Annotated in this window: 13 protein-coding genes, 1 pseudogene and 1 riboswitch; of the genes and pseudogenes, 10 read left to right on the top strand and 4 right to left on the bottom strand. The window is 51.0% G+C overall.

The window, feature by feature from the left end; translation table 11 throughout:
- The first annotated feature begins 57 nt into the window (after nucleotides 1–57).
- Together GXP72_RS15280 and yegS are read left to right on the top strand one after the other, a co-directional pair.
- A complete protein-coding gene (locus GXP72_RS15280) occupies nucleotides 58–609 on the top strand; it encodes a hypothetical protein (protein ID WP_244319924.1) in 552 nt (183 codons plus the stop codon).
- A gap of 162 nt (nucleotides 610–771) precedes the next feature.
- Entirely contained in the window at nucleotides 772–1,671 is a 900-nt protein-coding gene (gene yegS / locus GXP72_RS15285) for a lipid kinase YegS (RefSeq protein WP_208763072.1), read from the top strand.
- Between the two features lie 68 nt (nucleotides 1,672–1,739).
- On the opposite strand, the gene fbaB is transcribed toward yegS, so the two are convergent.
- The gene (gene fbaB / locus GXP72_RS15290; protein WP_024908125.1) at nucleotides 1,740–2,792 is read right to left on the bottom strand and encodes a class I fructose-bisphosphate aldolase; all 1,053 of its coding nucleotides are present in this window, start codon (nucleotides 2,790–2,792) and stop codon (nucleotides 1,740–1,742) included.
- Between the two features lie 250 nt (nucleotides 2,793–3,042).
- Between fbaB and GXP72_RS15295 the strand changes: the two are divergent.
- The 3 genes and pseudogenes from GXP72_RS15295 to GXP72_RS15305 all read left to right on the top strand — a co-directional run bounded on the left by GXP72_RS15295 (nucleotide 3,043) and on the right by GXP72_RS15305 (nucleotide 6,271).
- Nucleotides 3,043–4,320 (top strand): annotated as a pseudogene (locus GXP72_RS15295) (nucleoside permease).
- Nucleotides 4,317–5,321 (top strand): ADP-ribosylglycohydrolase family protein, encoded by a 1,005-nt coding sequence (locus GXP72_RS15300; protein ID WP_208763073.1) that lies wholly within the window; start codon nucleotides 4,317–4,319, stop codon nucleotides 5,319–5,321. Before GXP72_RS15295 ends, GXP72_RS15300 begins: the two are co-directional and overlap by 4 nt.
- Nucleotides 5,318–6,271, top strand: a complete 954-nt coding sequence (locus GXP72_RS15305) for a PfkB family carbohydrate kinase (protein WP_048992472.1) — start codon at nucleotides 5,318–5,320, stop codon at nucleotides 6,269–6,271. The genes GXP72_RS15300 and GXP72_RS15305 overlap by 4 nt, the downstream gene beginning before the upstream one ends.
- Here GXP72_RS15305 and GXP72_RS15310 read toward each other — a convergent pair.
- The 3 genes from GXP72_RS15310 to thiM are packed head-to-tail and all read right to left on the bottom strand — an operon-like array spanning nucleotide 6,245 to nucleotide 8,601.
- On the bottom strand, nucleotides 6,245–6,991 hold the full coding sequence (locus GXP72_RS15310; protein WP_208763074.1) for a GntR family transcriptional regulator: 747 nt from the start codon (nucleotides 6,989–6,991) through the stop codon (nucleotides 6,245–6,247). The genes GXP72_RS15305 and GXP72_RS15310 overlap by 27 nt on opposite strands.
- A gap of 42 nt (nucleotides 6,992–7,033) precedes the next feature.
- On the bottom strand, nucleotides 7,034–7,834 hold the full coding sequence (thiD, locus tag GXP72_RS15315; RefSeq protein WP_208763075.1) for a bifunctional hydroxymethylpyrimidine kinase/phosphomethylpyrimidine kinase: 801 nt from the start codon (nucleotides 7,832–7,834) through the stop codon (nucleotides 7,034–7,036).
- Nucleotides 7,831–8,601 (bottom strand): hydroxyethylthiazole kinase, encoded by a 771-nt coding sequence (gene thiM, locus GXP72_RS15320; RefSeq protein WP_208763076.1) that lies wholly within the window; start codon nucleotides 8,599–8,601, stop codon nucleotides 7,831–7,833. Before thiM ends, thiD begins: the two co-directional genes overlap by 4 nt.
- A 34-nt stretch (nucleotides 8,602–8,635) precedes the next feature.
- Nucleotides 8,636–8,733, bottom strand: a riboswitch (TPP riboswitch).
- Nucleotides 8,734–9,151: 418 nt separating this feature from the next.
- Here thiM and GXP72_RS15325 point away from each other — a divergent pair.
- The 5 genes from GXP72_RS15325 (at nucleotide 9,152) to GXP72_RS22730 (ending at nucleotide 13,581) form a co-directional block, all read left to right on the top strand.
- The gene (locus GXP72_RS15325; protein ID WP_208763077.1) at nucleotides 9,152–9,601 is read left to right on the top strand and encodes an STM2901 family protein; all 450 of its coding nucleotides are present in this window, start codon (nucleotides 9,152–9,154) and stop codon (nucleotides 9,599–9,601) included.
- Complete coding sequence (locus GXP72_RS15330; RefSeq protein ID WP_032646524.1) at nucleotides 9,595–9,921, top strand: DUF1493 family protein; 327 nt, start codon at nucleotides 9,595–9,597, stop codon at nucleotides 9,919–9,921. Before GXP72_RS15325 ends, GXP72_RS15330 begins: the two co-directional genes overlap by 7 nt.
- Nucleotides 9,922–9,939: 18 nt before the next feature.
- Nucleotides 9,940–10,425 carry a type VI secretion system tube protein TssD gene (gene tssD / locus GXP72_RS15335; protein ID WP_032641704.1) on the top strand — a complete coding sequence of 162 codons (486 nt, stop codon included), beginning with the start codon at nucleotides 9,940–9,942 and terminating at the stop codon, nucleotides 10,423–10,425.
- A 592-nt stretch (nucleotides 10,426–11,017) separates the two neighbouring features.
- Entirely contained in the window at nucleotides 11,018–12,811 is a 1,794-nt protein-coding gene (locus tag GXP72_RS15340) for a YadA C-terminal domain-containing protein (protein WP_208763078.1), read from the top strand.
- A gap of 308 nt (nucleotides 12,812–13,119) precedes the next feature.
- Nucleotides 13,120–13,581, top strand: a complete 462-nt coding sequence (locus GXP72_RS22730; RefSeq protein WP_244319925.1) for a hypothetical protein — start codon at nucleotides 13,120–13,122, stop codon at nucleotides 13,579–13,581.
- The last annotated feature ends 140 nt before the right edge of the window (nucleotides 13,582–13,721 follow it).

A 13,721-nucleotide genomic window follows, 5' to 3' on the forward strand; every position in this document is an offset into this window, starting at 1 on the left:
GACATGATAAATTACATCAAAAAGAGCCTTGCATTAAGTACTGTGATAACAGGTGAAATGGCGACTAACGATTGCCAACGGCTTGAATCATTGAAAGATCGCTTAAAAGGTCAGTTCGGTGTTCCTGTGGGTGTACATATGACAGGTATTCCCTTAGCAATAAGTACCTTACTCACTATTTTTTGCTACGCTATGCTACAAGTTTCTGTCTGGATGTTGCTATTTCGCCTGCTCGACTTACCTGAATTTAAGGTAATGATGGGAGTATTCCTTGCAGCAGTGGTGTATTGCATGATTGTAATGAGCACGATGTTTTTAACGGCCAGAGGTTCCTTAACGGGATATAAACTGCATATTTCTATCATTACACTGACTGGCTTGATGAGCATCGTTTATTTTATCTGGACGTGGATTTCGCTTTTATTTGGCTCTGTAGAGAATTACACACCGCAAATAACCTCACTATTAGGACTGGGATTTTTCGGCCTGAATATCGTGTGGATGAATACGTCAGTCTTTTACCGTTCAATTGCGCTAACGCTACATAATCGGGTGTGGCGTAAACAGTTGAAAATTGAGAACAGGCAAATGGCAGGGCTCAAACGTTGACAGCAAGCGTCAATTGAGGGACCAGCGTATAAAAGGTAAACGCCACGAAGGGGGATAAATCCCCTTTCCGCAGCCTTATTTTTTTCCTTTCATCCTGTTCTTACCCGCTTTTTTCCTCTCTGCTATACACTCTTACTAACGCTAAAAAAGGGAGCAGCGCGGATGGCAACCTATCAAGACAGTTTATTGATTCTCAATGGCAAAAGTGCGGGCAACGATCTGCTGCGTCAGGCAATTCAGGGTTTGCGTGACGACGGCGCGCGCATCCACGTAAGGGTAACCTGGGAAAAAGGCGACGCGGCACGCTATATCAATGAAGCCCTCGGGCTTGGCGTCAACACCATCATTTCCGGCGGCGGCGATGGCACCATCAATGAGATCGCGTCAGCGCTGATCGACCTGCCCCCGGCAAACCGCCCAGTGATGGGCATTTTACCGCTCGGCACCGCCAATGATTTTGCCACCAGCGCAGGGATCCCCGAGGAGTTAGAGAAGGCGCTCCAGCTGGCGATCCTCGGCAAGGCCACCGCTGTGGATATTGCGCAGGTGAATGATAAAACCTGCTTTATCAATATGGCGACCGGCGGGTTTGGCACGCGCATCACCAGCGAAACGCCGGAAAAGCTGAAGGCGGCGCTGGGCGGCGTGTCGTATCTCATCCACGGCCTGATGCGCATGGACACCCTCAAGCCTGACCGCTGCGAAATTCGCGGCGAGGATTTTCAGTGGCAGGGTGACGCGCTGGTGATTGGCATTGGCAATGGTCGCCAGGCAGGCGGCGGGCAGCAGCTCTGCCCGGAGGCGCTGATCAATGACGGCCAGCTACAGCTGCGTATTTTTACGGGCGACGGTCTGCTGCCCGCGCTGTTTACCACGCTGACGCAGCCGGAAGAGAGTCCGAATATCATTGACGGTAAATCCGCATGGTTTGAGGTGAATGCGCCGCACGGGATGACGTTTAACCTCGATGGAGAGCCGCTGAGCGGAAAACAGTTCCGCATTGAGGTGTTGCCCGGCGCGCTGCAGTGTCGGCTGCCGCCGGACTGTGTGCTTTTGCGCTGATGTTTCACACGATGCGCGGTGATGCCCTCACCCCAACCCTCTCCCACAGGGAGAGGGAGATGGAGGCGTCAGGCAATCGTGACTTTGCTATCCAGATAGACGTCCTGCACCGCATTGATCAGCTTCACGCCGTCGGCCATCGATTTCTTAAACGCCTTACGGCCAAGGATCAGCCCCATGCCGCCCGCGCGTTTGTTGATAACCGCCGTACGCACCGCGTCTGACAGGTCGGTATCACCGCCCGCCGCGCCGCCGGAGTTAATCAGCCCCGCACGGCCCATGTAGCAGTTCGCCAGCTGGTAGCGCACCAGATCGATCGGGTTATCGCTGGTCAGCTTGCTGTATACGCGGTCATCGGTATAGCCAAAGTTCACCGCTTTATAGCCGCCGTTATTCTCGGCCATTTTCTGCTTCACAATATCTGCGCCGATGGTCGCCGCCAGGTGGTTCGCCTGCCCGGTCAGGTCGGCCGACACGTGGTAATCCACGCCGTCTTTCTTGAACGCATTGTTGCGCAGATACGCCCACAGTACGGTGACCATGCCCAACTCGTGCGCGCGTTCAAACGCCGCGGAGATCTCTTCAATCTGACGACGAGACTGCTCAGAACCGAAATAGATGGTCGCCCCTACCGCCACCGCCCCCATATTGAACGCCTGCTCGACGCTGGCGTAGAGGGTCTGGTCATATTCGGTAGGGTAGCTCAGAGTTTCGTTGTGGTTGAGCTTCACAAGGAACGGAATGCGGTGGGCATAGCGACGCGAAACCGAAGCCAGCACGCCGTAGGTGGAGGCTACACAGTTACAGCCCGCTTCAATCGCCAGCTCAACAATGTTCTTCGGATCGAAGTAGAGCGGATTCGCCGCGAAAGAGGCACCCGCCGAGTGCTCAACGCCCTGGTCTACCGGCAGAATAGAGAGATAGCCGGTGCCGCCGAGCCGTCCGGTGTTGTAGAGCGTCTGCATATTTCGCAGGACCGAAGGCGGACGGTTGTTATCGATCATCACGCGATCAACGTAGTCATGACCAGGCAGATACAGCTGGTCGGCTGGAATGGTCATACAACGATGCTGTAAAAGGCTGTCGGCGTCTTTGCCAAGCAACTGCGCAATATCAGTCATGTGATACTCCCGTAAGTCCGACGTCGTGTCGGTGTGTGTTTATCCAGTCCCATCTTTTATGGGCAGACTAAGCCTGGTACCGACTTAACAGATTTTCCACCCTTTGCATTTTTTTTCAGCACAATCTGCTGGCTCGATTCGTGTACAACAAAACTGTTACATTGATCAAACAATCGCCGCAAAGGTATTTAAAAGGTATTATTAAGTGGTATGTTAAAGGCGTACCCTCTCTGACATGCAGGATTAAAAAATGAAAACGAAAGTCCAACTGTCATTCATGATGTTTGTTGAATGGTTTATCTGGGGCGCGTGGTTTGTGCCGCTGTGGCTGTGGCTGAGCAAAAGCGGTTTTACCGCCGGGGAAATTGGCTGGTCTTACGCCTGTACCGCCATTGCCGCTATCCTCTCACCGATTCTGGTCGGCTCGCTGACGGACCGCTTCTTCGCCGCACAGAAAGTGCTGGCGGTGCTGATGTTCGCCGGCGCCATTCTGATGTACTTCGCCGCACAGCAAACCCAGTTCAGCACCTTCTTCCCGCTGCTGCTGGTTTACTCCCTGACCTATATGCCGACCATCGCGCTGACCAACAGCATTGCCTTCGCCAACGTGGATGACGTCGAGGCCGATTTCCCGCGCATCCGCGTGATGGGCACCATCGGCTGGATCGCCTCCGGGCTGGCGTGCGGATTCCTGCCGCAGATGCTGGGCTACAGCGATATTTCCGATACCAATATTCCGCTGCTGATGACCGCAGCCAGCTCAGCCCTGCTCGGCGTGTTTGCCCTGTTCCTGCCGAACACCCCGCCGAAGAGCACCGGCAAGCTGGACTTCAAGGTGATGCTGGGGCTGGACGCGCTGATCCTGCTGCGCGACAAAAACTTCCTGGTGTTCTTCTTCTGCTCGTTCCTGTTCGCCATGCCGCTGGCCTTCTACTACATCTTCGCTAACGGCTATCTCACCGAAGTGGGGATGAAAAACGCCACCGGCTGGATGACGCTCGGCCAGTTCTCCGAAATCTTCTTTATGCTGGCGCTGCCGTTCTTTACCAAACGCTTTGGTATTAAGAAGGTCTTACTACTGGGTCTGATCACGGCCGCTATCCGCTACGGATTCTTCGTTTACGGCGGTGCGGAACAGTACTTTACCTACGCCCTGCTGTTCCTCGGCATTCTGCTGCACGGCGTGAGCTACGACTTCTACTACGTTACCGCGTATATCTACGTGGATAAAAAAGCGCCGGTGCACATGCGAACCGCCGCACAGGGCCTGATTACGCTGTGCTGCCAGGGCTTTGGTAGCCTGCTGGGTTACCGCCTGGGAGGCGTGATGATGGAAAAAATGTTCGCATACAAAGAGCCGGTGAATGGGCTGACCTTCAACTAGGCCGGAATGTGGGCGTTTGGTGCAATCATGATTGCCGTGATTGCCGTGCTGTTTATGCTGTTTTTCCGCGAATCGGATAAAGAGATCACCGCAATTGAGGTGGTTGATGGCGATGCCGCGCTGACACAAGGGGAAGTTAAATGAAACAAGAACGTGTTCTCGGGGCCCTTTACGGGCAGGCGTTAGGGGATGCGATGGGCATGCCGTCGGAGCTGTGGCCGAGAAAGCGCGTCAAGGCCCACTTTGGCTGGATCGACCGCTTTTTACCCGGCCCGGCAGAGAATAATGCGGCCTGCTATTTCAAACAGGCAGAGTTCACCGACGATACCTCAATGGCGCTGTGCCTGGCGGACGCGATCGTCGAGTGCGACGGGGAGATTAACCCGGACGTTATCGGCAAGCATATTCTGCGCTGGGCGCTCGACTTCGACGCGTTCAATAAGAACGTGCTCGGCCCGACCTCCAAAATCGCGCTTAACGCGATTCGCGACGGGAAACCGGTTAGCGAACTGGAAAACAACGGCGTGACCAACGGGGCGGCGATGCGCGCCTCCCCGCTGGGCTGCCTGCTTCCGGCCACGCGTCTGGAACACTTTGTTGAGCAGGTGGCGCAGGCCTCCAGCCCGACCCATAAATCCGATCTCGCCATTGCCGGCGCGGTGGTGATTGCCTGGGCGGTTTCCCGTGCCATCGACGGCGAAAGCTGGCAGAACATCGTCGATGCCCTGCCGGGTATTGCCCGCTATGCGCAGGAGGCGAAAACCACCACCTTCAGCGCGTCGCTGGCGGCGCGTATTGAGCTGGCCCTTAAGACCGTGCGGGAAGCCAACGGTATTGAGTCCGCCAGCGAGCAGGTGTACCAGCTCGTGGGGGCCGGAACCAGCACCATTGAGTCCGTTCCGGCAGCTATTGCGATGGTCGAACTGGCGGGAACCGACCCAAACCGCTGCGCCATTTTATGCGCCAATCTGGGCGGCGATACCGACACCATTGGCGCGATGGCGACGGCCATCTGCGGTGCGCTCCACGGCGTGCAGGCGATTGACCCGGCGCTCAAAGCCGAACTCGACGCCGCCAACCGGCTCGATTTCGGCCACTATTGCGAGAAACTGCTGCACTTCAGGGAGCAAAGGGAGGGCGTATGAATGCATTTGCCCAACGTCTCGACAATCTGCACGCCACGCGCCCGGTGACGGTGCTGGGCGCAGCGGTGATTGACGTCATCGCCGACGCCTACGCCCTGCCCTGGCGCGGGTGCGATATCGAGCTCAAACAGCAGGGGGTGAATATCGGCGGCTGCGCGCTGAACATTGCCATCGCCCTGAAACGGCTCGGCATTACGGCGCAAAACGCCCTGCCCGTCGGCCACGGCGTGTGGGCGGACATCATTCGCAACGCCATGGCGAAGCAGGATCTGCACAGCGCCATTGAGGCCGAAACCGGCGATAACGGCTGGTGCCTCGCGCTGGTGGAGCCAGACGGCGAGCGCACCTTTATGTCCTTTAGCGGCGTGGAGAACCAGTGGCAGCAGCGCTGGCTTGATGTGCTTAATATCCCGTCGAACAGCCTGGTCTATTTGTCCGGCTATCAGCTGGCCTCGCCCAGCGGCGAGCTGCTGACACGCTGGCTGGAGGGGTTACCGGACGTGACGGTCTTTATCGATTTCGGTCCCCGCATCGCGGATATTCCCGACGCGCTGATGGCGCGGATTATGGCCTGCAGGCCGATTGTGTCGCTTAATCGTCAGGAAGCGGAGATCGCAGCCGAGCGACTGGGTGTCGCGGCTGAAGATCTGGGTGCGGAGTGGCCGCTGCGTTTCGGTGCCGCGCTGATTGTGCGGCATGATAAAGACGGCGCCGCGTGGTATGACGGTAAGACCTCGGGCGTTGTTCCGGCGTTCCCGGCGACGGTTGTGGACACCATTGGCGCTGGCGACAGCCACGCGGGCGGCACGCTTGCCGGGCTGGCGGCGGGATGGTCGCTGGCAGACGCCGTTCTGCTGGGGAATGCCGTGGCGTCCTGGGTAGTCAGCCACCGAGGCGGAGACTGCGCCCCGACTCGCGACGAATTACTCCTCGCACACAAAGACGTATAGATCGCTGCGACAGTAGCTGATGCTGTACTCAATCGGCCGGTGCTGCTGGTCAAGCGCGACCTGCTTGATCACCAGCACCGGTATTTTTTCGTCCATCTTAATGTGCGCCTGAAACTCGCTGTCCGGCATACGGGCGCTGACCCGTGAACGGGTGCGCTGCGGGAAAATATTCTGACTGCGGAAGTAGTCGTACAGCGAAATACCAATCGCATCCGGATCGGGAATGAGCCCAACCGGCACCCAGGACTCTTCAATCGACACCGCATCGTCATCCACATAGCGAATGCGCTTGAGCAAAAAGACCTCGCTGTCCGGAAGAATCGACAGGTGGTTTGCCACCTCTTCCGGGCACTTCACCACCCGCTTGTTGACCCATAGCGTATTGGGCTTTTGACCGCGAAGCACCACCTGCTGGGAAAAGCCGCGCGCCTCTTTAAGCGAATATTCAAAGATGTTGTTGATTTGCGTGCCATAGCCACGGGAACGCGTCACCACGCCCTCTTCCTCCAGCGCCTGCATCGCTTTTCGCACGGTAATGCGCGACACCCCGGTTAACTGGCTCAGATCGCGCTCGCCGGGCAAAATATTCCCGTGCTCCAGCATGCCGCTGCGCACCGCGTTTTTTACCGTTTCGGCAAACTTCAGGTACAGCGGCGTGTTATCGGGCGCGGCGATCCGTTCATTCAGTTGAGCGATTAACCGGGTATGCGCTTGTTCCATCTCTGTTTTCTCAGGCGTGGTGTTTTCTGCCAGTATACTGGCTTACCACCATGCATGAAAATGATGAACCGGCCCAATACCGTGACCGACTTCCAGAGTATCGGCTTTTGCCAGCGCCGCCGATAGCCAGGATTTCGCTTCGCGCACCGTTTCGGCCCAGCCTTCATGCCGGGGACGCAGCGCCGCCAGCGCGGCCGAGAGCGTACAGCCTGTGCCGTGGGTATTTTTGGTGTGCACGCGCGGCGCGGTAAAGCGCACTTCGCCGTCGCGGGTGAAGAGCCAGTCCGGGCTTTCCGCGTCATCCAGATGCCCACCCTTCATCAGCACCGCCCCGCAGCCCATCGCCAGCAGCGCGTTCCCCTGCGCTTTCATCTCGCGTTCCGTTTGCGCGTGCGATGTGCCCAACAGCGCGGCGGCTTCCGGCAGATTGGGCGTGATGAGCGCCACCTGTGGCAGCAGCTTTTTGCGCAGCGTTTCCACGGCAGAGGCGGAGAGCAGCGGATCGCCGCTTTTCGCCAGCATCACCGTATCCAGCACCACGTTTTGTACCTGATAGCGTTTAAGCCGCTCGGCCACCGCTTCAACGATATCCGTTTCGGCCAGCATGCCGATTTTGGTGGTATCGATGCGCACGTCGCTGAACACTGAATCCAGCTGCGCGGCAACAAAATCCGGCTCGATACGGTAGACCGACTGCACGCCGCGCGTGTTTTGCGCCACCAGCGCGGTGATGACCGAGCAGCCGTACGCGCCAAGGGCTGAGAAAGTTTTCAGGTCAGCCTGGATACCCGCGCCGCCGCTGGGATCGGTGCCGGCAATGGTCAGGGCGTTAATTCGCTTCATGCCTGTTCCTCCAGCGTGTAGAGCGCATCCAGGAACGCGCTGGCAAAACTGCCCGGGCCACGCGACTGCACAACCGCGACCGTTCCGGCTCGTTTCATCCATCCGCAGGCGGCAGCGATGTTATCCAGCCGGTCACCCGGCAGCGAGCAGCTCGCCGCCACAACGGCAGAAAGCGCGCACCCGGTGCCCACCACGCGCGTCATCAGCGGGTCACCGCCCGTAACCGTTCGGGTACGTTGCCCGTCCGTGATGTAGTCCACCTCGCCGGTGACCACCACAATCGTATTGATCTGCCGGGCCAGCGCCTGGGCAGCAGGCACCGCGCTGGCGGCGGTATCGGTCGTATCGACGCCGCGCCCGCCGGCGCTAATCCCGGCAAGAGCAAGGATTTCAGAGGCATTGCCGCGAATGGCCGCCGGTTTCAGGGCAAGAATTTGATGGCAAAAACGGGTGCGGAACGCGATCGCGCCAACGGCAACCGGGTCCAGCGTCCAGGGTTTGCCTGCCGCCACCGCGCTTTCTATTGCCCGACGCATCGACTGGGCGCGCGGCGCGGTCAGCGTGCCAACGTTAACCAGCAGCGCATCGGCTATCGCGGCAAACTGCTCGGCCTCTTCGGCCTCGATCACCATCGCCGGTGATGCGCCAAGCGCCAGCAAAACGTTGGCCGTAAAGGTCTGTACAACATCGTTGGTCATACAATGGGTCAGTGGAGAACGGGTTCGGAAGTGGTGTAAAACGTGTAAATCGAGCAGGTCAGGCTGCATGGGTTCGCTCCTGCCTTGCGTGAAGAAGCGATACCGGGAAGGCATCTGACTTCCCTACGCTGGCATTATCCAGATCAGGTAATACGGGTATTTCTCAGCCTTCAACGAAGAAGGGCACCCCGAGTCATTTGGTAAGCATTAGCTTACTTTTTGCCAGATTAGGGGAAGTTGCTTGCTCAAGCAAGCACACTCTTTCGGATAATGATTCTTCACGCAAGGCAGGAGCGAAAGACTTCGAATACTCAGAAAGAACAACGACACCCAATTACTCTCTGTCTTTTTAATTAAACGACTAAAAGATCCTTCACAGAAAAGAAAATAATTAACATTTTAATAGATGGTATTGAGCAGTAGCTAATGAATTCCCTTCTCTTTCCCTTATATAATTCACTGGTATCCGACTGTCTCAATGTATAGCCTGCACACATAACCTTTATCATTTAGCCAACAGCACTTTGATTTTAAGTGCTTTTTCATAAAAACAGCTTCCCCTTTGTACTTGCACGCAGTACGATTAATCAACATGTTACCTGAAACTAAAGGGTTACTGATGGATACAGTTGAAGAATTAAATGGAACATATTTCTATCGTGGCGTATGCAATATCACTGCAGGAGAGTTATTTTTTTGGATTTTACTGGATAGAGTTAATGATCAATTTGGCGGAATTAAAGATGTTATTTCAATGAGCTGTATTATTCTGGGTCTGCCATTATTAAAAACAAGAGGTAAACCTTACGGAACCACAGCGGGTACGTCAATAGCATCAAAATACCTTCGCCACCTTCTTAACACTGAATTACCTGTAAGACTTCCAACTCTTACAGAAGCGAGCATAACAACACTTAAGCCTAAATATGTTACTAACCTGGGCGCTTTTGTGGGGCGTGGATTACCTGTTGTTGGTTGGGCTATAGTAGCGAGCGATATTAGTCAAATCGTTTATAAAACCGTTCGTGACTACAACACAATCGCACACGAGAAAGATCGCATATGGTAACAGATCAGGAAGTTTTAGAGCTATTCCGTAAAGAGTTACCTGTGTCAGGTACATTCACAGGAAAGCTGATACCGTTAGAGCTTGATGATATTCTTCAAGATTATGCAGACGATGATGATTTAATTTATTGCATTAATAAATACGACAGATTTTTTAATGTTGACATGTCAGCAATGAATTATCAGAAATATTATCCGTGGTTTAGAACGTGGTTCTTTAGAAGATGGTTTACTGATAAACCAGTAAAGCAAATCTCAAAACCTCTTACTGTAAGGATGTTTGCAGAATCGGCTAAAGCAGGAAGATGGTTATACGACTAACAGCAAGGAGCGTTAAAAATGGCTGTACCAGTACATTTGATTTTAAAAGATGATGGTGGATCTCAGATCATGGGGTCTTGTGACGTTCATGGACGTGATGGAAGCATAGAACTACGTAGCTTACAGCATAGCGTGATCATTCCTACAGACAATTTAACAGGTAAAGTGACAGGAAGCCGACAACATTGCTCATTCAATTTCACTAAAGAGATTGATAGTTCATCACCCTATCTGTTTAAAGCAGTTGCAACGGGGCAAACTCTTAAAAGCGCTGAGTTTAATTTCTATCGTATCAACTACAGCGGGCAAGAGGAAATTTACTACACCATTACACTAGAAAATGTGAAAGTAGTTAGCTTTAGCCCTGTGATGCATGATACCCGAACGGCTACGGGTACAGGCCATATGGAAGATGTGTCTTTAGCTTATGAAAAGATCACTCACCTTTATAAAGATGGCAATATCTTGCATTCCGATGCCTGGAATGAAAAGAGACAAGCTTAGCATAACCCACTCTAAATATGGGGCTATCATGCCCCCTCTTCTAAACTCTCCATTTCGTATAACAACCTTCTTACTTAGATATAGCAATTCAAGCAAGATACAACTTCGTATAAGTTTTCAACACATTTATTTTTAGTGAGTAACTACAGAGAAAATCTTTAGTTGAATACCCACTTTCATTCAAAACACAAAAAGGATTCAAAAGCAAAGAATGTAGGAAAATCTATAAATTTGAATTAACTGTTTTACACATTTAGCATGATTTTATAGTTAAATGCTTAAGCATACCTTATGCATTGAAATTTTCTCATGTTCTGAGATCCAGAACGTCATAAATCTTATCTAATTGTATTTATTAAGATAATACCTTTCATATTACAGCAGACCTGTTTAGCGATAAATGCTATCCATGATCTAGATCAATAATCAAAATTACACATTCATAGATAGTTACTGCACGTTGCGAAATAAGTTATCAAACTTAAATTTTGAGACTCACCAAGGTTTAATCCAGATATAACAGGAGGTTATATCTTCCTGCCCGGATAGCACCCTTACTTTAATTTTTTCTTGCATTGATGAGAGCTTTCAAATGAAGTCTTTAAATAAATCAGCTATCGCTGTTTTTATGTTTAGTGTTGTGTCTACTGGTGTAGCTGAAGCTTCTTTAACTGGTGCTGATCTTGCTGCTGCCAACTCTTACTTTAATTCACATCCAGACATTGTAAAATATGCCCCGTGGATTCGTGACAATGTAATAGCAAGCAACACATTGAATGATGCTAATAACACACTCGTAAGCAATAGCTATTATGATCAGGCGCAAGGTAAATTAATCTATGTAACACAGATTGGAGGGATCACTCCACCTGTATCTATGAGCACGTTAACCCCTTCTAAACCTGCACAAGTAAATTTAGCTGCTAATATACCCGTAGTAGTTTCTGGTAACACTGCTGTAACTAATACTAAAACAACTTTAAATGAGCCTGGTTTGATTGCAGCACCAGCTAACACTACAAATGCTAACAGTATTATAACTACTCCAACTAAGCAGTCTTTGATTGTTGAACCACCAAAGCCAATAATTAAAACTCCTCCTTTGGTTCAGAAGGTTCCTGTAGCTACGCCTGTTGCTATTCCTATAGTTAAACAACAAATTCCTACACCTATTAATCAGGGTGTACCTTCTCCATTACCACATAGCATACCTAACAAAGTACCTCCTTTGTTGACCAATAGCACCCCTAATAAAATTCCTGTCCCTATGGCTTACAACGTTCCGACGAAAGCCCCTGTACCGTTAGCTAATAACATCCCCGTTAAAGAGCCTACGCCATTACCATATAACGTACCACCCAAAATGTTGGTAAATAACACTCCTACTCCTTTGGTAGCCCCTCAAGCTATTTTACCAGTACAGAAAACTCCGGTTGTTCCACCACAGCCACAGGCTTACAACGTTCCGGTTAAACAACCAACAATTCAACCTTATAATGTGCCACCTAAAATAAGTCTCCCTATTCAGCAGATTCCTAACAAACAACCTATACCAGTTGCACAGCCTTACAATGTTCCGAGCAAAATCCCAACAGTACAAACTAACTTAATGTACACTCCAACTATACCGCCAAAAGCTATTATTCAGGCTCCTGTACAACAGATAATTAGCCGTAATGATCCTATCGGGGTTCAGGGCGGGGTTCAGAAATTAACAATCACTGTAGTAGATAGCCAAACTCCGGTAGCTACAACAATTCCTGCTCCAAATACGGCTAACACATCTTTAACCTCTGCGATTAATGCAAACGCTAAAGCTGATGCAAACACAAACGCACTTACTACTAAAGTAGATTCAAATACATTCAAAGCAGATCAGGATAGACAAGATCAAGCCCTGCAAGATGCTTCTGACAAAGCGACTCAGGCAATAAATACGGGCGCTTATGCGCAATCTTTAGCTGTTGATGCACAAACAGTAGCCGCTGCTAATAAAGCTGCTGTCGCTAACGTTCAGTCGCGTCAACAAGCACAAGAAACCACTATTCAGAATCACAGCGCACAACTGAAGAACCATGAAGAACGTATTACAGCGTTAGAAAATGAAAGTAATAACAACTTCCAGAACCTTAAGGATGATGTAGATAACAACCGTAAACGTGCTGCTGTTGGTGTTGCTTCTGTGGCCGCTATGAGCAACATCCCGCAGGTAACAGACTCTCAGACTTTCGCTATCGGTGCTGGTGCTGGCGGTTATGACTCTCAAGGTGCTGTTGCTATAGGAATCTCTGCTCGTGTTACCGATCACATCGTAACTAAAGCTTCTGTTGGTGCGGGTTCCTTCGGCGGCGCTACTTACGGGGCTGGTGTAGCTTTCGGTTTCTAAATAAAGTTTTTAACCCACGCCTCTTCGTTAGAGGCTTTTATTAAGAGTTTTAAATAACAAGCCAGTTAACCAACGATATCACTACAAACTCACCCTATGACTTATGGCTAACTGGCTTAATTTGATTATTCTGATGATAGCGAACATGACAAAATATATTTTATTCTCCACTATAGTGGCATTAGCATTAGTGGCCACAGGTTTCTTTATGGGGCTAATGTATGTTGAATGGGTGAGATTATGAAAGAAGCTATTCTTATAGATACACGCTTAACGATTCTCTTTATTTAAATAACGGTGTAGGACATATGAACAAGTTGATGATAGTAGCTTTGTCTGTTTCTGCGTTAGCGGGTTGTACTTCACAGGCTCAACGCATGGCAGATTGTGAAGCTCAAGGTATTAGCCGTGATGCTTGTTACATTGCAGAACAAAACAGGCAGGCAACGATAAACGCTTCAGCTGAAAAGCAAGCAATGGAAAATGCGCAAGCGCTCTATCCAGTACAGAAAGCACAATCTGCGCATGGTTTACCTAAAGGCTGTACACAAGTGATGGATGCTGCGGGGCAATGCAATACAAAAGCACCTAAAGTGAATAACATCACTAAGGAAGCTGATCATGTAATGAATAAACCTATCTCTGATAGTGCTGAATATCTTCTTGCTAATGGCTGGAAGCCTAATAATGGGGTATGGAAGAAACAAGGCTATACGCTTTTGCTGACTGTTGAAAATGAAAAAATCGTTAATTCGCAGCTTAAAAAATGAGATTCCCCTGACTTAAAAGGGGCTAAACAACAAATTATATTTGATTCGTGATTGTCAGTCTTTAGTGTATTGCTAAAGCCGCCCTTAACAGATGGGCGTTTTTTTCAATTATTCTTGAGGATTATATGATGATTGATGCA

It is taken from the genome of Enterobacter sp. SES19 (genome assembly GCF_011765665.1).
GTDB lineage: Bacteria > Pseudomonadota > Gammaproteobacteria > Enterobacterales > Enterobacteriaceae > Enterobacter > Enterobacter pseudoroggenkampii.